We start from the raw sequence: 22,145 nt of genomic DNA on the forward strand, positions 1-22,145 counted from the left end.
CGGTACTGCCACTATCTGCTCGCAATATCCAAAAACTTTAATACAGTCTTGTCAGACGAGCTGATGGAACACGATGGGGAAAGTTCAACCATGGCCAAACCCTCTCCTGCACCTTCCTCAACTCCTCCACCCTATATTACTTCTGTCGATCTCATGCGTGGGCTGGTCATGGTTCTCATGGCCCTTGACCATGTGCGCGGATTCTTCACCAATGCCGATTTCAGCTCCACTGATCTTGCCCGCACTACTCCCGGCGTTTTCCTGACACGCTGGATCACTCACCTGTGCGCCCCCACCTTTGTGTTTCTGGCAGGCACCAGTGCTTATCTGTCTGCATCGCGGGGGATGGCCCACTCCCAGTTGGCGAAACGATTATTCCTGCGGGGGTTGTGGCTGGTATTTCTTGAACTGACGGTGGTGCGTTTTGCCTGGTTCTTCAATCTGGATTACAACTTGATGGACCTGCAGGTGATCTGGGCGCTGGGGTGGTCCATGATTGTTCTCGCGGCGCTCGTCTATCTGCCGCTATGGGCGGTCGCCGGCGTTGGCATCGGCATGATCCTGACTCACAATCTGCTCGACAGCATACGGCTTGAGGATTTTCAGGCAGCGGGCGGCTCGCTCACCTGGAAAGGGTGGCTGGTGAGCGTGCTCCACATCCCCCACTTTCCGGTGGTGTACCCTCTCATCCCCTGGATCGGAGTAATGGCCTCGGGTTATGCATTTGGTCCTCTCATGCTGCTGCCATCGAGGACAAGAATAAAGGTAGTATTTAAATGCGGCACGATTCTTGTCGCAGGCTTCCTCATTCTCCGCGGCCTGAATATTTATGGCGATCCGGATCCATGGGTTTTGCAGGAAACCCCCGTGTTCACACTACTTTCCTTCCTGAATACGACGAAATATCCACCGTCACTGCTCTATCTGCTGATGACACTCGGACTCATGTTCCTGCTGATATCTGCATTTGAATGGTGGCATGAGGCGCACGGGCCGCACGGTGTCGCAGGACGTTTTCTGATTACCTTTGGCCGCGTGCCCCTGTTTTTCTATCTCATTCATCTGTATTTTATTCATGGCTTCACCCTGCTCATTGCGTTTGCAATGGGAGCGAATATTCGCTCCTTCCTGACCTCTTCCTGGGAATTCCCATCCTGGTGGGGATTCAGCCTTCCAGTTGTTTACCTGGTATGGGTGGGAGTCACTACCACACTCTATCCCATCTGCCGCCGGTTCGCGGCATTAAAATCTCGCCACCGGGGCAGTTGGTGGACGCCCTATATCTAAGGATGTCATAAGTCTGATGGGTAAATCCGGCGAAACGGGAAACCGGTGATGTTGCATGCCAAATGTTCCTGTATGTGCGCTATCCAACGAAAAAGAATCGTTCCTTTTGCTAGGCTTCGGGTTTCAGAGAATGACAGGAGTTGCTGTAATGGGTGACGATCTTTTTCAATTCCCAATCACGGGATGGGAAATAAAAACAGAACCTATTGATGGATTGCTGTCGGTCCGGTTTCCATTTTTATCCCACGAGCAGCAAAAGCTTGCCGAGGCAGATCCCGGCAGACCCTACGTGATGCAAGCTGAACAAGCTCGCGAGCTTCGCGACGCATTGTCGAGAGCAATCAAACGCCTTGAGGACCAAGAGCTTGCAACCCCCGTAGTGACGGAAACATACAAGCGATTTCTCATCTATTAAGCGAAGCGCAGCATTTCGCTTCTCAATCCCAATTCATCCAGCGGGATAGTAGCAAAAAGCAGGAAACTTCCGGCGCGCCATTGCCAGGAGTGAGCGAATATATTTGATACGCTCGATCTCTGATGAATCCTGAACTGCCACCCAATCACCTCGATAAACCGGTCGATGATGCGTATGACCATACGTTGGGACCGGCTGATGCCGAAATTACCCTGGTCGAATACGGTAGTTATGCGGATGCGCCCTCACGCTCGGCACATGAGCGCGTTGCCGAGTTGCGAAGCCGGTTCGGCAATCGAATGCGTTATGTATTTCGCCATCGCCCGTTGGCAGGAAGCAAAATTGCGCGGCGTGCGGCTGAGTTGGTGGAATCACACAACAATTCCGGTCGATTCTGGGATCTGCATGTCGCACTGATGAGCCGCTCTGACAAGCTGAGCGCAGACGATCTGTGCACCATTATTTCTGATTTGAAGCTGGAGGGGAATAAAGAAGCCGGACAGGAAGAAACAGCAGAAAGAGCAAGAGATCGCGTAGAAGCGGATATAGCCAGCGCAAACGCGAGCGGTGTCATCGTCACCCCGACATTCTTCATCAACGGCCGTCGTTACGATGGCCCTTGGGATGTGCGTTCACTCTCTGAGGCAATGCTTGGCTCGCTTGGCCACGTTGTGCATGCTGCCGCACTGGATTTTGCCAAATGGGCGCCTTCGACCGGAATCATGCTGTTGCTTGCGACCGCGCTCGCAGTTGTTCTGAGCAACTCTGCGCTTGGCCCGGATTTCAACGAAATGTGGGAGCAGCGTCTGGGGATTACGTTCCAGCATAGCGCTTTTGAACTTTCATTGCGTCATTGGATAAATGACGGATTGCTGGTGATCTTTTTCCTGGTTGTCGGCCTCGAAATCAAGCGCGAGTTTACCGTGGGGCATCTTGCTGAGCGGCAATCCGCCATGTTGCCAATCGCCGCAGCGATTGGAGGCATGGCTGTCCCCGCCTTGCTTTACCTGATTCTGGTGCCGCCAGGACCGCCAATGGCTCCGGGATCGGACGGAACCGATGGTGCATGGTCATATGGGTGGGGTGTCCCGATGGCAACGGATACGGCGTTCGCAATTGCGCTGATCGCCATGATGGGTAAACGCGTTCCTGTCGAGCTACGTGTCTTTCTTACCGCGGCTGCCATTGTCGATGATATTGGAGCAATCATTGTCGTTGCAATTTTTTATTCGGGTGAACTGCATATCGCTTATCTGGGCAGCGCGGTCGCGATTGCGGGCTTACTGGCGCTGCTCAATAAGGGCGGCGTGTATCGGGCATCTCCATATGTGATTCTCGGAATCGTCCTGTGGGTTTTCGTGTATGCCAGCGGGATACATGCCACGCTTGCAGGCATCATTCTCGCCTTGTTCATTCCTACGCGCCCGCCGCCTAATCTTCGCGCACTCATGCTGCAAGCGGATGCCATTCTGACCGCCGAAACCCGGCGCGGGAGGGAGGTCATGCATTACGGCCCTTCCGAACCCGCACTGGAGGCACTGGATGCCATTCATGACCGCTTGGAATCTCCCGCTGCTCGCATGCTCCGGCATCTGGCGCCAAGATCGAGCTTTCTGGTATTGCCGGTGTTTGCGCTTGCGAATGCAGGAGTGGTTGTAGAGACAAGCGTATTCGGCGAGCACATACCGTTAATGCTCGGCACCGCTACGGCCTTGGTCATCGGCAAGCCCCTCGGGTTTATCACTGCCACCGTAACCGCTGTTCGACTGGGCTTTGCCACCAAGCCAGATGCCTACTCCTGGCGACAGCTCGGTGGAGCGGGGGCGCTCGCCGGAATCGGTTTTACCATGTCACTTTTCATAGCCAGTCAGGCCTTCCCCGAGGTAAGCGATTATGCGGCCGCCAAAATCGCAATTTTCGGTGGATCAATCCTATCGGCAATTATCGGCGTCGCGATACTTTGGAATGCACAGGCAGAAGAAGAAAAAAATCCATGAGCGTGAATAAAAACGCTCCCGGCGGAAATAGCAGGGAAACGCGGTGGCAGCGAAGCGAAGGTAAAAATGAAGCAGATGATGGAATTATTTTCCGAAACACTTGTTGCTAATCAAGCTATACGGGCAGAAGTAAACGATAACTTTTCCACATGAGGAGGGAATATGACTATAAAGAAGGCGTGGGCAGTTTGGAAAGGTGGAATCAAGGACGGGGGTGGAACGATTTCCACCGAAACAGGTGTACTGAGCGAAGCACCCTACGGTTTCAAATCGAGATTTGAAAATGGCAAGGGCACCAATCCGGAAGAACTCATCGGTGCCGGGCACGCAGGCTGTTTTTCGATGGCACTCTCCCTGATGCTTGGAGAAGCTGGCTTGACGCCGGAGAAGATCGAGACGCATACAGCCGTCACGCTCGATAAAGTTGGAGAAGGCTTCGAGATCACCACTATCCACCTTGACGTTGCCGCCAGAATACCGGGGGCAGACCAGGCAAAATTCGAAGAGATTGCCAACAAGGCAAAGGAAGGTTGTCCCGTCTCCAAACTATTCAAGGCAAAAATAACAATGGAAGCAAGACTGGAAACGTAGTTATTGTCCGATACGAGAGCGGAGCGCCATTCGCCAACGTATTACATAACGGATAATTCGAATTTACCCGAAACCTGTCTGATAGCTTGAAGAAAGCCTATCACCTTCGCCCCAAGATAATGGCGGCAGTACCAATAGTAAGTACTGCTGGATCTTGGAGCGAAGCACGATACTTCAATGCATGTGGTTCGCTGCAATTCTCATATGGCTGGACACACCGGCACGAATCGGACGTACAGCCATACGGCAATAGCAACCGGGGTTGATTACTTCAACTGCTCATACAGCAATTTCAATATACGCTTTGCGTCACTGGAATCCTCCGCCACCCCATCCTTGTTCAACACGGTGACGTCGGTATTGGTCCCCGCTTCGCTTAGCTGGATGCGGTATTGACCCGGCTTATCGCTATCCTCGTCCCGCCAGAATGCAAGCTTCGAAAGCAAACCGGTCCCTGCACCGTTTTCTGCCTCCGGATTTACATAGCGCACAAAGTAAACACCCTGAGAGCGGTTTCGGTCTTCAACGGTAAATCCGATACGATCCAACGCCAGTCCGACGCGCCGCCACGATCGGTCAAATGCTTCGGTTACGGTCAGTATCCCGCCTTTTTCACCATTGAGGCGTGCACGCTCCTGAACGCCTGTGCTCGCCACTGCGCTTCTGGCGCGCTCCTCCGTCACGCCAAAGCGCATCATCAAACGGGAAAGCATCTCCGCTTCCAGATCAGGATCAGAGGGACGAGGCTGCCATACAGTGCGTACGTTGGCGCCCTCGATCACTTCATCCATGCCGCGATGGCTGATATAGATCTCCGTAGTGCCATTTTCACCGCGCTCCAGCCGCGTGCGAAACTTGTCACGCTCGCCCGTTGAATACAAGCTGTCCAGAAGCTTGCCGAGCGTATTCCGAAGAATATCTTCGGGAATTTTGGCGCGGTTTTCCGCCCAGTCCGTTTCCATCACGCCCGCTTCCGGCATTTCGATCTTGATGAGAAAGCCCAGTTCCTGCCAGAAATCCCTGACGATCGGCCATATTTCCTCCGGTTCGCCATTTACAACCAGCCAGCGCTGGGTCCCGGAACGTTCCATCCGTACCCCGGCCTCATCCATCGAGGGCAGGATGGGAGTTCCCCCGGCGGTGATACCTGCCGTCTTGCTGCGCTCCTTGTTGTAAGCGGAAAAAGTCGCAACCCCGGTGGGACTGATATCCGGAACATGATAACGCTCATCCGAACCCGGCGCGGTCAGATCAGGTGGAATTTCCAGAGGTGGAAGTTTGCCCGCCGATTTATAATTGATCTTTTTAGCTTCCGGCAAAATCTCCGAGAAAACACTACATCCTGCAACGGCCGCTGCCAGGCACAGCGCAGCCATTATCTGCGATCTCATGTGTAATACTTGATTCCTGAAAATCCTGCTCCCGGCTCTCGAATTCGGGCAGTCATTTAAACAGATATCGCCAAATCGATTCCCGCCTCGCTCATCGCTTCCCTGAGAGTCTGATGATATCGATTCGACAACGGTGTGAGTGGCAACCGCAACCCCTCGCCTATCAATCCCATTTGCGCAACCGCCCATTTCACAGGAATAGGATTGGCCTCTATGAATAAATCCAGATGCAATCTCAAAAGCTTTCTGTTTGCAGCGCGGGCAGCAGCCAGGTCACCGGCAAATGCCGCAATGCACATCTCATGCATGAGCTTCGGCGCCACGTTGGCGGTGACGGAAATAACGCCATGCCCGCCGAGCAGCAACAAAGCCAGGGCACTGGCATCATCGCCGCTATAGATTGCAAAATCTTCGGGAGCACGGCACAACAGATCGAATCCGCGACCGATATCACCCGTTGCATCCTTGATTCCGACAATGTTGGGAATTTGCGCAAGACGAAGGACCGTATCGTTGGCAATATCTGCCACCGTCCTGCCGGGCACGTTGTATAGTATCTGCGGTATATCCACAGCCTCCGCCACCGCTCTGAAATGCTGGTATAAACCCTCCTGCGTGGGCTTGTTGTAATACGGTACAACCGACAGGCTTGCATCCGCTCCCGCATTCTTCGCATAGATGGAAAGGTCAATTGCCTCGCGCGTGGAATTGGCTCCGGTTCCCGCAATTACCGGTACCCGCCCTGCCGCCTGCTCCACTGCGGTTTTGATCAACAGATGGTGCTCTTCGAAATCCACGGTCGGTGATTCGCCGGTGGTTCCTACCACCACGATACCATCGGTCCCTTCCGTCACATGAAAGTCGATCAAGGATTGGAAGCGCTCCAGATCCAGTTCGCCATTTTCATGCATCGGGGTGACAATGGCGACCAGACTGCCTTTTATTGCGACGTTATCCATGACGCGACTCGAAAAAAACTCCTATTTTACCTGAATCCGGCACCCGCAAAGTATATTCGCGACGGTACAGGTCGCGTTGTCAGACAGCGCCGGGAGAAGCGGGTTCCCGACACCTTGGATGAATCCGATGAGAGTCGGACGATGGTACTGTAAAGCTGCTCCCTTCCCTCTCCCTCTCCCACTGGCTAAACAGGCGGGAGAGGATCGGGAAGAAAGTCTTTGGTTGCCGGAAATCGCCTCAAGCCGGTACGGATTCCCTTGCCTTCGAGAAAGTGATCACGCCATTTTTCGCATCGACTGTGATGGTATCCTTCGCAGCGAAGTGACCTTCGAGAATTTCCTTTGCCAAGGGGTTCTCGATCTGGCCCTGTATCGCGCGCTTGAGAGGCCGGGCACCGAACACTGGATCGAATCCCGCCTGGGCCACTTCTGCAAGTGCAGCATCCGTCACCTTAAGATGCATCTCAAGTTTTGCCAGGCGCCTTTCCAGTTGCTGCAGCTGTATCCGCGCGATGGATTTGATATGCTTCTCATCCAGCGCATGGAACACCACCACCTCGTCAATCCGGTTAATGAATTCCGGGCGGAAATATGCCTTCACCTCGCCCATGACCGCCAGCTTGATGACCTGGTAATCATCTCCTGCCATCTGCTGGATCATTTGCGAACCGAGGTTTGAAGTCATGACGATAACGGTGTTCTTGAAGTCCACCGTGCGTCCCTGCCCGTCTGTCATGCGGCCGTCATCCAGCACCTGCAACAAGACGTTGAATACGTCGGGATGCGCCTTCTCCACTTCATCCAGCAGAATAACCGCGTAGGGTTTTCGTCGTACGGCTTCCGTCAGATAGCCGCCTTCCTCGTAGCCCACATACCCCGGCGGAGCGCCAATAAGCCGCGCAACCGAATGTTTTTCCATGAACTCCGACATGTCGATGCGGATCATGTGCTCTTCCGAATCGAACAGAAATCCTGCCAGCGCCCTGCATAACTCGGTCTTACCCACCCCTGTCGGCCCCAGGAACAGAAAAGAGCCATAAGGGCGGTTCGGATCAGCCAGACCTGCGCGCGACCGGCGAATGGCATCCGACACCAGCCGTACCGCTTCATCCTGCCCCACTACGCGCTCGTGCAGCTTCTCCTCCATGTGCAGCAGTTTCTCTCGTTCACCCTGCATCATCTTGGAAACAGGGATGCCGGTAGCGCGCGAAACCACTTCTGCGATTTCTTCCGCCCCAACCTGGGTTCGAAGCAGCTTCGGCTTGTTTTGCTCCACGGTCTCCTTCTCAGCCTGCCGATCCTGCATCTGAAGTTGCGCCTCCAGTTGCGGAAGGCGCCCATATTGCAACTCCGAAACTTTCTGCCAATCTCCTTTGCGCGTCGCCGCCTCGATTTCGAGCTTGACCTTTTCCATCTCTTCCTTGATATGCTGCGTACCCTGCACCTGGGATTTTTCGGCTTTCCAGATTTCTTCCAGGTCGGCGTATTCGCGCTCGAGTTTGGCTATCTCGTCTTCCAGTAATGCAAGACGTTTCTGGGACGCCTCATCCTTTTCCTTCTTCACCGCCTCGCGCTCGATCTTGAGTTGTATCAGGCGACGGTCGAGCCTGTCCATTGCCTCCGGCTTGGAATCGATTTCCATCCGGATGCGGGCTGCGGCTTCATCGATCAGATCAATGGCCTTATCGGGCAGAAAGCGGTCGGTAATATAACGATGCGACAGTTCGGCTGCTGCAACAATGGCGGGGTCGGTTATATCCACGCCATGATGCAGCTCGTATCGTTCCTGCAAGCCGCGCAGGATGGCGATGGTCGCCTCGACCGTCGGCTCTTCCACGAACACTTTCTGGAAACGCCGCTCCAGCGCGGCGTCTTTCTCAATGTATTTGCGGTATTCGTCCAGGGTGGTGGCACCCACGCAATGCAATTCGCCGCGCGCCAGCGCGGGTTTGAGCATGTTGCCCGCATCGATCGCGCCCTCGGCCTTGCCGGCCCCTACCATGGTATGAAGCTCGTCTATGAAGACAATAACGCTGCCCCCGGCCTGTGCGATCTCCTTTAGGACAGACTTGAGGCGCTCCTCGAATTCACCCCGGTATTTGGCTCCCGCGAGCAGCGCGGCCATATCCAGCGAAAGTACTTTCTTGTCCTTGAGGGTTTCCGGCACTTCGCCATTGACGATGCGCTGAGCCAAACCCTCGACAATAGCAGTCTTGCCCACACCCGGTTCGCCGATCAGCACGGGATTGTTCTTGGTACGGCGTTGCAATACCTGAACAGTACGCCGAATTTCATCATCGCGCCCGATAACTGGATCAAGCTTTCCCGCGCGCGCCCGTTCCGTCAGATCGAGCGTGTATTTCTTCAATGCTTCCCGACTGGCTTCGGCCTCAGGATTGCTTACATTCTCGCCACCGCGCACCTCGTTGATCGCTTGTTCGAGCGCATTGCGACTGGCCCCATTCTGCCTTAGCAGGTTGCCGGTCTCCCCTTTGTCCTGAAGCGCCGCCACCAGGAACATCTCCGAAGCAATGAATTGATCACCCCGTTTTTGCGCCTCCTTGTCGGCCAGATTGAGCAGGTTACCCAGATCACGCGAAACGTTGATCTCTCCACCCGTACCCTCTACTTTAGGAAGGCGTTCAATCGATTTTTTCAGTGCCTCGCGCAGGGGGGGCACATTCGCCCCTGCGCGCTGCAACAACGAAACCGTGCCTGCGTCTTGCTGTTGCAAAAGTGCGAGCAGTAAATGCTGCGGTTCAATATAAGGGTTGTCCTGACCCACAGCAATGCTCTGCGCATCGGACAACGCCTGCTGGAATTTTGTAGTTAATTTGTCGAAACGCATGAGAAGCCCTTTATGGGTAGTGAATGATTCTTATATATATGGGATACGGTAGAATTTTCAAGATATCCCCTCACGCGTCCAAATCCTCCGGGAAGATGGAGGATGCAATAAGCAAGCCATAGCTGTATCGCATGCGATGTCAAAGCGAAGGTATTTCCGGATAAGGGTACAAAATGTTGAGAGCCACGCTTTTGCCCGCCGTTTCCACGATGCGCACATGCTCGCGCTTCAATTGGCGGGCGTGGCGCAAGCCGCAGGAGTAGGCAATCATATCGATTTCCCTGTTCATGTTTCTGGCATAATTGGCAACACGCAGGTATTTCTCCTGCACCACCAGACCCCGCTGCAAACGCCGATTATGGGTGGTGATACCAGTAGGGCAGGTATTCGTGTGACATCGCATGGCCTGGATACAGCCGAGTGAAAACATGAACCCGCGCGCGGTGTTGACAAAATCCGCGCCCGCACACAACGCCCACGCCGCCCGTGCCGCTGTCACCAGCTTACCTGCCGCAACCACACGTATGCGGTCTCTCAAGCCGGATTCCAGTAACGCATCCACCACTCGTGGTAATGCTTCCGCAATGGGCAGGCTCATATGATCGAACAGCGTCTGGGGGGCGGCCCCGCTGCCCCCTTCGCCGCCATCAATAGTAAGAAAATCCGGCGCATATTCGGAACCCCGGCGATTTACTGCGTCGCACAGTTCGTTAATAAAGTGCCATCCCCCGATGGCAGCCTTGACACCCACGGGCCGCCCGGTGAGATCGCGGATATGAGCAATCTTGTCGAGCAGTTCATCCACATTCCCGATGTCGCGATGACGATCGGGGCTGATTGAATCACGATGAGCAGGAATACCGCGGATAGCCGAAATTTCATTGGTTACCTTGGTTGCAGGAAGCAATCCTCCCTTACCCGGCTTCGCTCCCTGAGAGAGTTTTATTTCAAATGCCTTGACCACCTTCGCAAGTTCCTTTGCCCGCTCCGGTGAAAAATTACCTTCCTGGTCGCGAATACCATACTTTGCAGTACCGATTTGCATGACAATATCGCCACCCCCTTCCAGATGATAAGGTGAGAGCCCACCTTCCCCTGTGTTCAGCCAGCATCCCGCCTCCGCCGCTCCCAGCGACAACGCGCGGACCGCGGGGGCTGAGATCGCGCCGTAACTCATTCCACTGATATTGATAATGGATTGCGCATTGAAAGGGTGCTCGCAATAGTCCTCGCCAATCACCAAGGGCGGAGTGGGCAACCGGTCGCTCTCCAATACGGGGAAAGCGACATTGACGAAAAAAATAGAGCCTGGCTCCCGCAAATCATTGGTCGAACCAAAACCGACGATACCCCCCTCATTCTTTGCATTCCTGTACACCCATGAGCGGGTAGCGCGATTAAAGGGCATTTCGCCCCGATCACTGGAAAAAAAGTATTGCCGGAAATACTCTCCCTGTTTCTCCAGGAAAAATCGCAGGCGTCCGATTACTGGATAGTTACGCAGGATGGAATGCTTCTTCTGTGTTACATCCTGAATGAACCAGAATATGACTATGCCTATCACGATCAGACCGGCAATCGTGCCGAAACCGTATGAGATTACTTTCAATGCATCAGACATGATGCCTCCGTATCACATTCAGCTAAAATACTCCATTCGTTCCGGTGAACATAATAAAAATGTTTTACGATCATTTCACGTATCTGGAAACCGAAGTCAAGAATAACGTCAGCCAGGCGCTGCTCGAAGATGTGGGTGCAGGTGATCTCACCGCCAGCCTTGTTCCCTGTGACGAAACTGCGACCGCTACTGTGATCAGTCGTAAAGAGGCTGTGATGTGTGGAAGCCGCTGGTTTGAGGAATGTTTTCGGCAACTGGAACCGCATGTCGAAGTGCGCTGGCATACGCGGGACGGCGAAACAGTCGGTGCCGGGCAGAAACTTTGTGCAGTGAAGGGTACTGCCAGGGCACTGCTGACAGGTGAACGGACAGCTCTCAATTTTCTGCAACTGCTTTCGGCTGTCTCCACCCAGACCCGGAGTTACGTGAATGCAATATCCGGAACGGGTGCAGTCATCGTCGATACCCGCAAGACCTTGCCGGGATTACGGCTGGCGCAAAAATATGCGGTTAAATGCGGGGGGGGAACAAACCACCGGATCGGTTTATATGATGGCATTCTGATCAAGGAAAACCATATCATGGCTGCCGGCGGTATTGAACCGGCACTGCGTGCAGCAAGGAGAATTGCCGCCCGGGGAATATTCATTCAGATCGAAGTGGAAACACTTCAAGACCTTCGTACCGCCTTGGATGCCGGAGCGACGTTGATACTGCTGGATAACTTCGACCTGGAAGAACTGAGGGAAGCAGTAGTATTGAACGCGCGGCTAACCAATAAAGGCGCAGTGCTGGAAGCCTCCGGCGGAATCACGCTCGACAATGTCCGCGCAGTAGCCAGAACCGGTGTGGACCGCATCTCCATCGGCGGCCTTACCAAGGATATAAAGGCCATAGACCTGTCGATGCGGTTTTCTTCCCGTAGTTGACATGACCCCGCGACAGGCGCAGTAGTCGCCTAATCAACCCATGGGTGAAAGAAAATAGCGAAAGGGGAGGAAATCCCATGTCTCTTTCATGGGTTTTTGAGGGGCTTGAGAGTCTCCGAGCGGGAGATTAGCCGGCACTCCCGCCCAATTCGTCGTGAACAATTGCCTTTCGCGGTTTTTGTGGTAACAGCAACTTTGACAACCATCGCTGGCGCTTCGCCATCTCCCACAGGAGCAAAGACATCCCGATACTCCATGCAAGACTCACAATGCTGTTTAGATACATATAAGGACTGATATGGCGCAGCGCGACAAACGCCCGGGTTTGCAGGAAGCCATGAAAGATCAGGATAAAAAGTGTCCCCGATCCCAGATATGCCAGCGGTTTTCTGAAGAATGAAAAATTTTGCAGTAAGGAAGCGATACTGAACGTTATATATATTCCTGTCGCCGCCTCCATGGTCGATACAATCGCACTATCGTATACCCTTTCATTAAGATCAATGGTGTCATCAAAATAAAAGTGCAGAGCAACAAACACCCCAGCAGATATAAATAAGCCGGGCAAGCTGAATTTCATCGATTTCGCGGGCTCGGCGAGCAGATATCCGAAGATAATGAAGGAAGATGTTATCGGAATAAGATCGGCGCCCCAGGGAAGTCCCAGGAATCGTCCTGGTCCCATAAGGCTGGCGGCTATTGCCGTAGGGTGATGATAGGCATCGATAGAACTTATGCCCACCCCTAAGAGCAGAAGAGCAACTGACACTATCCATACCTTGTTGTCCGTGCAGGCTTCAATTGTCCTCAAAATGATGAGGGATGCGATCAACGAAATAAAAAGATGCGGTAAAAACCATAGGGCAATCCACTCGATCGTATCCCCGGTCCCATAAAGCAGGCCTATAAAATAACTGATGCCGCTCATCCCAGCTTCGCCGCCTCCACCTAGTTCGGCCCTCAGCATCTTGAGTACACCCAGGGCTGTCAGGACAACGAAATAGGGTTTCAGTAAGGATCCTGCCCGGCCTATTGCGAAACGCAGGATTCCGTCCGGTGCTCTCAAGAATATTCCTGCCAGGAAGAAAAACAAAGGCATGTGAAATGAGAAAATAACTATATGGAGTTCGTTTTTCTCATGGGTTGACAGCCAATTATGTCCGAGTACGACAAAAAATATGCCGATTCCTTTTGCCACGTCGATTGTGCTATTGCGGGTCGTCATAACAAATAGCCGTCTGGAATAATGTGCATCGGTGGGAAATAGTTCCGGCAGGGCGGGGTAACGCATTGCCCCTGAATCGCTATTGCTTTTAGACAAGAACTGCGGGATCAGATTCGAGATTGAAATATGTCAGCAACTGTTGAAAACTTTAGCGCTGATCACAGCAAGTCCGAAATCAATAGGATCAGAGTCAATTGATCTTAAATGAGGTGATCGATCATTCTTTTTCTAATGATCAATCGAGTCTGACCTCATTAAAATCCATATTATTAAAGCAAGATAATATTGTCCAGCAGGGGCAACACAACTGATTCCTGCCCTTCTCCAGTATCGGTGCTCAAGGCACCAAGGGGCCACTTGGGAAGATGCACCAGAGGTACGACAAATTCAGGAGGTTGGCCGCCTTCAGGCTCGCTGAGACCGAACAGAAACAGGCGTGCGGGCGCCCAGGCGTCGTTACCCTTGATACTTAACCTGATCGAGTCAGCGTTCAGCTCAGCCCTTGTAAAAGGAATATCGACCGAGGCGAAATAAAAATTTGCCTGGGCCTGTTCCAGGTCATCCTGAGAAGTATCAGGAAAAACATGATCTACGGCCACACGGCCATCAGCGGTGGTAATCCGAAGCGCGATATCGTCGTCGGTGCCGGCATTATCTACATCAGCGGTCGTCAAGAGTATGAGCAATCGTCGAATAACTACCGTTTGGTCTCCCAGTTGAACGCGTGCAGGAGCAAAGGAAAGCTTGCCTTCACCAGAGTCCGTGCTGAGGGCCACACCCACCAACTGACCCGCAATTCCCGCATCCCCTTGCAACTCGGTATTCAGGGCAAGGGGAACGATCAATCCATCTTTTTGTTCCCCCCAGATGAATACACTTTTGGGACGCCACATGTCGTTGCCCCGGATACCGATGCGTATGGAGGAAGCATTCAGGTCCTGAGGATCGACCGTAGAACCGACAAAGGGCTGCGGCTCGAAGTCATCTTCTGTTATTTCATAGAGATTCGCTTGTCCTTGTTCCTGGTCGTTCTGCTCTGTATCAGGAAATGTGCGGTGCAAGACATCGAATCTGCCGCCTCTTACATTGATAATTAACACGATGGAACTGTCGGTACCGGAATCATCCGAATCGTCAGTCAGCATTCCGAACCATACGGTTTTAAGATCTGACATGATTGCTCCTCGCTTTATATATGAATATCAAGATCTGTTTTAAATATAGCGCCTCAGTTCATCTTGAGAAGCTTGAATCCAAACCTAGATTCTTGCCTTATGGCCGGCTAATGGGTGGATGATCCATTGAAATCAAGTCCCATCAAGCCAGGATTGCCGCCAGCAGCAGTGGTATTCACGCTAACCACCCGCTCAGCCGTCAGCCGATATAAAGGGAAGTCAGTGCCGGAGGCTGTAATGAATGCGACTAGAGCGCCTTCGCGTCCCGCCAGCTCGTTTCGGAGCCGGTACGCCTCATCTTCAGGGCCTGAATAGAGCACCGCAGAAACGGGTGCGTGGATCCACTCCCGCTCGATGCGCAATCGATTCCGCACTTGCGACGGCAGCTTATCCAGCAACGCGCGCAAAGGCGGGTTATCAGCCAAGATAATCTGGTTGCCGGTTGCCAGTGCCGCCGCCATCTGCTCAAGCAATGCATCTTCGTCTACGGCAATACAAGCTACCGCTCTCCGTGGGGCGAATTTTAATGTATTGCTCTCGCCTGTCGGTCCCGGTAATGGAATGCTGAATGCAAAGGGTGTGCGCATCGCGTAATCCTCGCACAACGAGGCGAGTACGTCCCGTCCCGCTTGCCGAGCCCACGCGGCAAGCACTTGCAACTCAACTGGTGGACTGTTCACCCGCAGTCCGCCGTTATCCGCCAGCAAGAGGGGCGTCTGAGGCATCAGCCGATGCAGGTAGAGCGGCCCTCCGGCCTTGGGCCCGGTACCCGATTTGCCCTCCCCGCCAAAGGGTTGCACGCCGACCACGGCCCCGATCATATTGCGATTGACATAGATGTTGCCGGCATGCACACGCTTGGTAATGAAATCGATGGTCTCATCGACCCGACTGTGAATGCCATGCGTCAGACCGTAGCCAGTCGCGTTGATCTGGCCAACAAGCTCGTCCACCCGTTCGCGGGCAAAACGCACGACATGCAGCACCGGCCCGAACACCTCACGCTCTAGCTCATCTATATGATCAATCTCGATCAAGGTTGGTGCAACGAAAGTGCCGTTTGCGCAAACCGACGGTAGTGCCGCTTGGAACACGGTATGACCTGCCGCGCGCATTTTTTCGATATGATCGAGCAGCGCGTGCTGAGCATCTGCATCAATTACCGGGCCGACATCGGTAGCGAGCTCCCGGGGATCCCCCACCGTGAGTTCTCCCATTGCCCCTCTCAGAACCTCCAGCACCTGTTCAGCGATATCTTCCTGCAAGCACAATACCCGCAGCGCCGAGCAACGCTGTCCCGCGCTATCGAACGCCGACGTCAGCGCATCCTGCACCACCTGCTCGATACGAGCGGATGAATCGACGATCATCGCATTCTGGCCTCCGGTCTCGGCGATGAAGAGGATTTCGCTTTTCTGCGCACGAAGGGCGAGTGTACGGCAAATGAGTTGCGCCACTTCGGTAGAGCCAGTGAAAATAACTCCACGCACCCGGACATCTTTGACAAGCTGCTCTCCAACCCTCTCGCCCTGTCCCGGCAAAAGCTGCAATGCTGCCCGTGGAATACCTGCCGCGTGCAGCAGCCTGACGGCAACGGCGGCAATCAAGGGCGTCTGCTCGGCTGGCTTCGCGAGTACGGGATTGCCGGCAGCAAGTGCGGCACTTACCTGGCCAATGAATATTGCCAGCGGGAAATTCCAGGGGCTGATACAGACGACAGGGCCGAGCGCTGAAGACGGACTCATGTTGGGCCAGTCGCGTATCTGTTGCCCGTAATAACGGCAAAAATCAACCGCTTCACGCACTTCCGCGACTGCATCCGGTAATGACTTGCCGGCTTCGCGTATCGCAAGTCCCATCAGTTCCGTGCGGTGCGCTTCCAGTGCATCCGCTGCCCGCTCAAGCATCGCGGCTCTGGCTTCATGCGATACACTTTGCCATTCGGCTACGAACGCGTGCGCGACAGCGATTGCATCTTCGACATCATGCTCGGTCGCCTCTACCACCGTGCCGGCGGAATCATTGCGATCAGCAGGATTGAGAACCCGTGAACCCGCATTTCCGGCATTCCCCCCCGCTGCCAGCACAGGCCTGGCTCTCCATTCACGCCTTTCCATTTCAGTCAATTCAGCAGACAGCGCAGCCAGCGCTTGCTCGTCGCTGAAATCAAGGCCTGCGGAATTCCTGCGCTTGTGGCCGTACAAATCGCCGGGTAAGGGAATCGCCGGATGAGGATGCACCCCCTCCTGTTCGATCTGACTGACTGGATCCGCAACCAGCTCTTCTACAACGATATCATCGTCGAGAATGCGGTTGACGAATGACGAATTTGCGCCATTCTCAAGCAGGCGGCGCGCGAGGTAAGCAAGCAGCGTCTCATAGCTGCCTACAGGCGCATAAATGCGGCACGGCTTTACGAACCGGTCCTCTTTCAGAAGTTCGACCTGGTCATACAGCGTCTCGCCCATCCCGTGCAGGTACTGGAACTCGTAATCTTCGATATCCGCATCCTGTGCTATTTGGTATACGGCTGACAATGTGTGTGCATTATGAGTGGCGAACTGGGGAAAGACCGCTTCCGCAGCGCGAAGAAGTTTCTGCGCGCAAACCATATAGCATATGTCGGTGTGAATCTTGCGCGTGTAAACGGGATAGCCATCCAGCCCCTCTACCTGTGCACGCTTGATTTCCCCATCCCAGTATGCGCCCTTCACAAGCCGAACCATGAGGCGATGACCGCTGCGCCGCGCAAGATCGATGAGCCAATCGACAACGAACGGGCATCGCTTCTGATAGGCCTGGACGACAAAGCCGATGCCATCCCAACCCGCAAGATCCGGGTCGAACACGAGCGCTTCCAGGAGATCGAGCGAGAGATCGAGCCGATCGGCTTCCTCCGCATCCATGTTGAAGCCCATGTCATAGTGCTTGGCAAGCAGCAGCAGTGATTTAAGACGTGGCAACAGCTCAGACATCACTCGCTCGCGCTGGGAGCGCACATAGCGGGGATGCAGTGCGGAAAGCTTTACTGAAATTCCTGGTCCCCTATAAATACCGCTCTTAATACCACCCTTGCCGCGCGACTTGCCGATAGCATGGATAGCCGAGGCGTAGGAAGTCCAGTAGCGCTGGGCGTCAGCCTCCGTTATTGCCGCTTCCCCCAGCATATCGTATGAATAACGATATCCCCGCATCTCGCGCTCACGGCTACGCTCCAGCGCTTCCTCGATGGTTTCGCCAATCACGAACTGGTGGCCCAGCATACGCATTGCCAGATCCATTCCTTTTCGAATCAGCGGCTCGCCCCCCTTTTCCATCAATCCGGATAATGCGGCTGACAGTCCATCTTCTCTGTGGGTCGAAACCAGCTTGCGAGAGATCAGAAGGCCCCAGGCCGCCGCATTTACGAAAAGCGAAGGGCTGTGTCCCACATGTACGCGCCAGTCACCCTTGCTGATCTTGTCCCGTATGAGACGATCTGCAGTCTCCCGATCCGGGATGCGCAGCAGCGCCTCGGCCAGGCACATCAGAGCTACACCCTCTTGACTCGACAGGGAAAATTCGTGCATCAAGGCATCCACGCCGCCCCTATGACTGTATTTGCCTCGCATCGAAGTCACCAGCTTACGGGCGAGTTCCTCAGCTCGGGCACGACTGCATGGCGGCCAATCGATCTGCCTCAACAAGCCATTCACGCTTTCAGTCTCATTGTGCCGATACGCGTGGGTAATTGCAGAGCGCAAGAAGCGAGGACAGGCGGCCGTTTTTCCCACGTTTTTCCTTATGAGCGAAGCGATGATTCCTGATGGGAAGCTGATTACGGCAAAAAGTTATAAAAGCAGTGCAGAACGTTCTAGATTTTCGAATCGCTTTTTAGAGCTCCTCGGAAATCCTCCCTTTTCTGCCCCTATGCTAGCGGAAGAAGGGCTTGAAAAGCATAGAACGCTTAATCCAAGCCTGTCTGTTCGGCCCCTCACATATCCCCGATTGCTGCGCAGACTGAAAACTCCGTGAGAACCCTTATCATGAGAAAAACTGGGGTCTATCCCCTATTCCTCAGCTTCGAAGAGTTATCCCTGATGTGATTCATGGTTTATAATCCGGGCATCTCTCCCAATATTGACTCAATACCTCATTCATAATCCCGCAAAAGCAGTAGAAACGCTTTCTGGAGTCGGCTTCGGATGTGGCCGGTTTCTACCGGATCTGAACAGATCCAATATCCGCGTTGTCTGGAGGAGGCTCCGATGTGGCTTGCAGTAACGTTTAAAACGGTCCGATGAGTCTCATGGCCGTTCTTCATTCTCAGGAGTACTTGATCATAAACGCATGACCTGGTCTGATTATCTTCCAGCTTGGCCACTTCAAATCAGTCCGGCGCTGTGGCTCGCGCTCACACTCGTTGTCGCCGTACTTCTGGGCGAAGCAATGGTACGTCATCTGCGGCTCCCCCGGATAGTTGGCTATATCGGCATTGGCGTGGTATTGGGACCGGGTGGACTGGGATTTATCCCTCAACTCCCTGTGAATGAGTGGCGTCTGGTGGTTGATCTCGCACTTGGGATTCTCCTGTTCGAGTTGGGCAGCAAGGTCAATCTGCGGTGGCTGAAAGCCAACCCATGGCTTGCGGGCACCAGCCTTCTCGAAGCCATCACTACTTTTGCGGTTGTCTTCTCGGTGTTGGTATGGGTTGATGTTCCCAGCACTGCCGCCGCCATCGTAGCAACCATCGCAATCGCAACCTCGCCCGCTATCATAGTACGCACGGTAACGGAATCTCGCGCTCAAGGTCAGGTAACCGATCGGCTCTTGCTCATGACAGCGCTCAACACCATCTATGCAGTGATTTTCCATAAGCTGGCGGTTGCTGTCATGCACGGTCAGGCCGGCACGAGCTTCGTGCATACCATATTCGCTCCACTCTATCTCCTCGGCGGGTCCGCGTTGCTAGCATGGTTGTTCGGTATTACCTTCGAACGCATCCATCACCACTTGGGGCAGCACGAGGAAACTTTTTCCTTCATCCTGTTCGGCATGATCGCCTTTGCCACCATCATGGCCTCGACGCTCAGGCTCAGCCCGATCCTTGTCCTGCTTGCCGCCGGACTGATCACCCGCTACCAGCGCAAACACACCCGCACGTTCCCACCGCACTTCGGCTCCGCGGGCGCCGTTCTGGTGGTATTGATGTTTATCGCGAATGGTCTTGCAGCTGATCTCAGAGGCTTGCGGGATGGCTTCTTACTGGTTCTACTGCTTATCGCCGTACGAATCATGGCCAAACTGCTGGCCGTGCTGCCACTGGCAACCCATAGCGGCATTGGCTGGCGGCAGGCGGTCTCCCTCGGTATTGCACTGGTCCCCATGTCAAGCGTGGCGCTTCTGCTGACAATGGATACTGCAATCGATTTTCCCGAATTCGCCTTCGGCCTTGGAATGGTGCTGATGAGCTGGATCGTCATACTTGAATTGATCGGACCTGTTCTGGTGCAAGTTGCCCTGCGAAGAGCCGGAGAAACACCGGAAAAAAAAACATGAGCCTGATGCCCTTCGCGCCCTCCCGTCCCCTGAGCATAGGAGTGGAGCTTGAACTGCAATTGCTCGGATGCAACGATTACAACCTCGCCCCTTCTGCACCCGAGATTTTGCGTCGCGTAGCAAAGCGCACTCATCCCGGGGAAATCAAACCGGAGATGACGCGCAGTATGATAGAGATCAACACCTCGGTGCAGCAGGAGTATGCCGGACTGGTGACGGAACTCCGTGCCCTGCGGGACGTTGTTTCCGAGGCCGGATGTTTTCTCAACGTAGCTGTTGCAGGCGGAGGCACCCACCCGTTCCAGCATTGGAGCGAGCAGAAGATTTTCGATGCGCCGCGCTTTCATTACCTCTCGGAGCTGTACGGCTACCTCGCAAAACAATTCACGATATTCGGACAGCACGTGCACATCGGCTGTCCCGGGCCGGACGAAGCGCTCCATCTGACGCACATGCTCTCGCGCTACATTCCGCATTTTATTGCTCTGTCGGCCAGTTCGCCGTTTGTGCAGGGGCATGATACCGGCTTTGCCTCTGCCCGATTGAACTCCGTTTTTTCCTTCCCATTAAGTGGGCGAGCTCCCTTCGTATTGCGCTGGAACGATTTCGAAAAATTTTTCGCCAAGATGACGGGAACTGGAGTGGTCGAATCCATGAAAGATTTTTACTGGGATATAAGGCCAAAGCCCGAGTTCGGTACCATCGAGGTGAGGGTATGCGACACGCCCCTTACAGTCGAGATTGCAGCCTCCATTGCCTGCTATATTCAGGCAATGTCCAGATACATCATGGTGGAGCAGCGTATGGCGCCCGAAGAGGATGACTATCTGGTGTATACGTTCAACCGCTTCCAGGCATGCCGCTTTGGCCTGGAAGGTGTCTTTATCGATCCTCGTACCCATCAGCAACGTAGTATCCGGGAAGATATAATGGAGATGCTTGAACACATTTCCGACCATGCAAGAGAACTGCACGCGGTGGAAGCGATGGAACGAATCCGCGAGATACTCATCGTCGGTAACGGCACAAGTTGGCAGCGCAGGGCTTATGCAAGCGAGCACAACCTTGCCGACGTCATGCAGTTGCAAGCCGAATTATGGATGGGAAACTGATTCCCGTGAGGAATGTCTAAATTGTCGGTTAGATATGGATCGCTGAGAAAAACCAGCGGAACAAAGTAGCGCAACGTCGGCTCGATTGCCCCCGGGCAAAGGAGGACGCAAAGTTATCCAGGTATCTTATATGTAACGAAGAACACCGCGGAAATTCCAAAATCTAATTACATTTATATTTCTGAGGACTCATTCGTTACCTGAGATGCCCCGCCCGTTGCGTATCGGCCTGTCACCCCGTATCCTGCATCAACCGCCCCTTGAATTGGGTTTTCGCAATAAAACCCTGCAATACCTTGAACAGACCGTCGCCCACTGGATCATGCGCCGGCGAGCGCTGGCATTCATGTTGCCAGCAATAGAAACCGGTGGCGTCGAGCGTTCTCATGTGCGCATCAGCGACTATGTCCGGGAAATTGACGGCCTGGTGCTGCAAGGTGGCGCGGACGTATCTCCCGTTTCCTACGGTGAAACACCTCAGCGGCCGGAGTGGTCCGGCGACCGGGTGCGTGATCTTTACGAAATGGAGCTTTTCTGGGAGTGCGTGGTACAAAGAAAACCCGTGTTGGGTATCTGCCGCGGGCTCCAGCTCATCAATGTAGCATTGGGTGGAAGCCTGTACCAGGATATCGCGACGGATCGCCCGGAATGCATCATACACGTGGATGCAGTGTTGTATGACCAGCATCGGCATGCGTTGCTGATTGAAGAAAATTCCCGGTTGGCAAATCTCTACGGCAACCGCTACCAGCATCTTGTCAACAGCATACATCACCAGGCAATCAAGGAACTGGGACGGGACTCCATGGTCGAGGCAGTTTCCGAGTCCGACGGCATCATCGAAGCAATACGCATGCAGGGAGACAGCTATGTGACGGGATTCCAGTGGCATCCCGAATTTCATGGCCCTGCCACAGACCTGCTCGATTCCGGTCCCATACTGGATGATTTTCTTGCTGCAGCCGAAAAGCAGCGCGAATAAGAAGTGGCAATTCCCTCCTGTCGCTGTTCGTCCTGAATCTGCCGAAGGAAGGCGAAATGGGGGGCGATGCTGCGG

Annotated in this window: 15 protein-coding genes; 8 read left to right on the forward strand and 7 right to left on the reverse strand. The window is 54.0% G+C overall.

Annotated features, from left to right (window positions below):
• Positions 1-90 precede the first annotated feature (90 nt).
• The 4 genes from NMUL_RS08055 (at position 91) to NMUL_RS08070 (ending at position 4,290) form a co-directional block, all read left to right on the forward strand.
• Positions 91-1,287 carry an acetyltransferase domain-containing protein gene (locus NMUL_RS08055; protein ID WP_011380867.1) on the forward strand — a complete coding sequence of 399 codons (1,197 nt, stop codon included), beginning with the start codon at positions 91-93 and terminating at the stop codon, positions 1,285-1,287.
• Between the two features lie 148 nt (positions 1,288-1,435).
• Entirely contained in the window at positions 1,436-1,702 is a 267-nt protein-coding gene (locus NMUL_RS08060; RefSeq protein WP_238529780.1) for a hypothetical protein, read from the forward strand.
• Between the two features lie 122 nt (positions 1,703-1,824).
• Positions 1,825-3,699, forward strand: a complete 1,875-nt coding sequence (gene nhaA, locus NMUL_RS08065) for a Na+/H+ antiporter NhaA (protein ID WP_011380869.1) — start codon at positions 1,825-1,827, stop codon at positions 3,697-3,699.
• A 162-nt stretch (positions 3,700-3,861) separates the two neighbouring features.
• Positions 3,862-4,290 (forward strand): OsmC family protein, encoded by a 429-nt coding sequence (locus NMUL_RS08070; RefSeq protein WP_011380870.1) that lies wholly within the window; start codon positions 3,862-3,864, stop codon positions 4,288-4,290.
• 266 nt (positions 4,291-4,556) lie between these two features.
• On the opposite strand, the gene bamC is transcribed toward NMUL_RS08070, so the two are convergent.
• The 4 genes from bamC to NMUL_RS08090 all read right to left on the reverse strand — a co-directional run bounded on the left by bamC (position 4,557) and on the right by NMUL_RS08090 (position 11,109).
• Positions 4,557-5,681: an outer membrane protein assembly factor BamC gene (gene bamC, locus NMUL_RS08075; protein ID WP_011380871.1), complete on the reverse strand. Its 1,125-nt coding sequence runs from the start codon at positions 5,679-5,681 to the stop codon at positions 4,557-4,559.
• Between the two features lie 56 nt (positions 5,682-5,737).
• Positions 5,738-6,640 (reverse strand): 4-hydroxy-tetrahydrodipicolinate synthase, encoded by a 903-nt coding sequence (gene dapA, locus NMUL_RS08080; protein ID WP_011380872.1) that lies wholly within the window; start codon positions 6,638-6,640, stop codon positions 5,738-5,740.
• Between the two features lie 238 nt (positions 6,641-6,878).
• Positions 6,879-9,488: an ATP-dependent chaperone ClpB gene (clpB, locus tag NMUL_RS08085; RefSeq protein ID WP_011380873.1), complete on the reverse strand. Its 2,610-nt coding sequence runs from the start codon at positions 9,486-9,488 to the stop codon at positions 6,879-6,881.
• 139 nt (positions 9,489-9,627) lie between these two features.
• The gene (locus tag NMUL_RS08090; RefSeq protein ID WP_011380874.1) at positions 9,628-11,109 is read right to left on the reverse strand and encodes an FMN-binding glutamate synthase family protein; all 1,482 of its coding nucleotides are present in this window, start codon (positions 11,107-11,109) and stop codon (positions 9,628-9,630) included.
• Positions 11,110-11,168: 59 nt separating this feature from the next.
• Here NMUL_RS08090 and nadC point away from each other — a divergent pair, with 59 nt between their 5' ends.
• Positions 11,169-12,038, forward strand: a complete 870-nt coding sequence (nadC, locus tag NMUL_RS08095) for a carboxylating nicotinate-nucleotide diphosphorylase (protein ID WP_011380875.1) — start codon at positions 11,169-11,171, stop codon at positions 12,036-12,038.
• 127 nt (positions 12,039-12,165) lie between these two features.
• On the opposite strand, the gene NMUL_RS08100 is transcribed toward nadC, so the two are convergent.
• From NMUL_RS08100 to putA, 3 genes are all read right to left on the reverse strand, one after another.
• Positions 12,166-13,329 (reverse strand): acyltransferase family protein, encoded by a 1,164-nt coding sequence (locus NMUL_RS08100; RefSeq protein ID WP_011380876.1) that lies wholly within the window; start codon positions 13,327-13,329, stop codon positions 12,166-12,168.
• Between the two features lie 203 nt (positions 13,330-13,532).
• Positions 13,533-14,438, reverse strand: a complete 906-nt coding sequence (locus NMUL_RS08105; RefSeq protein ID WP_011380877.1) for a hypothetical protein — start codon at positions 14,436-14,438, stop codon at positions 13,533-13,535.
• A gap of 107 nt (positions 14,439-14,545) precedes the next feature.
• On the reverse strand, positions 14,546-18,133 hold the full coding sequence (gene putA / locus NMUL_RS08110; RefSeq protein WP_238529781.1) for a bifunctional proline dehydrogenase/L-glutamate gamma-semialdehyde dehydrogenase PutA: 3,588 nt from the start codon (positions 18,131-18,133) through the stop codon (positions 14,546-14,548).
• 634 nt (positions 18,134-18,767) lie between these two features.
• Here putA and NMUL_RS08115 point away from each other — a divergent pair.
• The 3 genes from NMUL_RS08115 to NMUL_RS08125 all read left to right on the forward strand — a co-directional run bounded on the left by NMUL_RS08115 (position 18,768) and on the right by NMUL_RS08125 (position 22,070).
• A complete protein-coding gene (locus NMUL_RS08115) occupies positions 18,768-19,976 on the forward strand; it encodes a cation:proton antiporter (protein WP_011380879.1) in 1,209 nt (402 codons plus the stop codon).
• A complete protein-coding gene (locus NMUL_RS08120; RefSeq protein WP_011380880.1) occupies positions 19,973-21,088 on the forward strand; it encodes a YbdK family carboxylate-amine ligase in 1,116 nt (371 codons plus the stop codon). The genes NMUL_RS08115 and NMUL_RS08120 overlap by 4 nt, the downstream gene beginning before the upstream one ends.
• A gap of 205 nt (positions 21,089-21,293) precedes the next feature.
• Positions 21,294-22,070 carry a gamma-glutamyl-gamma-aminobutyrate hydrolase family protein gene (locus tag NMUL_RS08125; RefSeq protein WP_011380881.1) on the forward strand — a complete coding sequence of 259 codons (777 nt, stop codon included), beginning with the start codon at positions 21,294-21,296 and terminating at the stop codon, positions 22,068-22,070.
• Positions 22,071-22,145 lie beyond the last annotated feature (75 nt).

Source organism: Nitrosospira multiformis ATCC 25196 (assembly GCF_000196355.1).
Classification (GTDB): Bacteria; Pseudomonadota; Gammaproteobacteria; order Burkholderiales; family Nitrosomonadaceae; genus Nitrosospira; species Nitrosospira multiformis.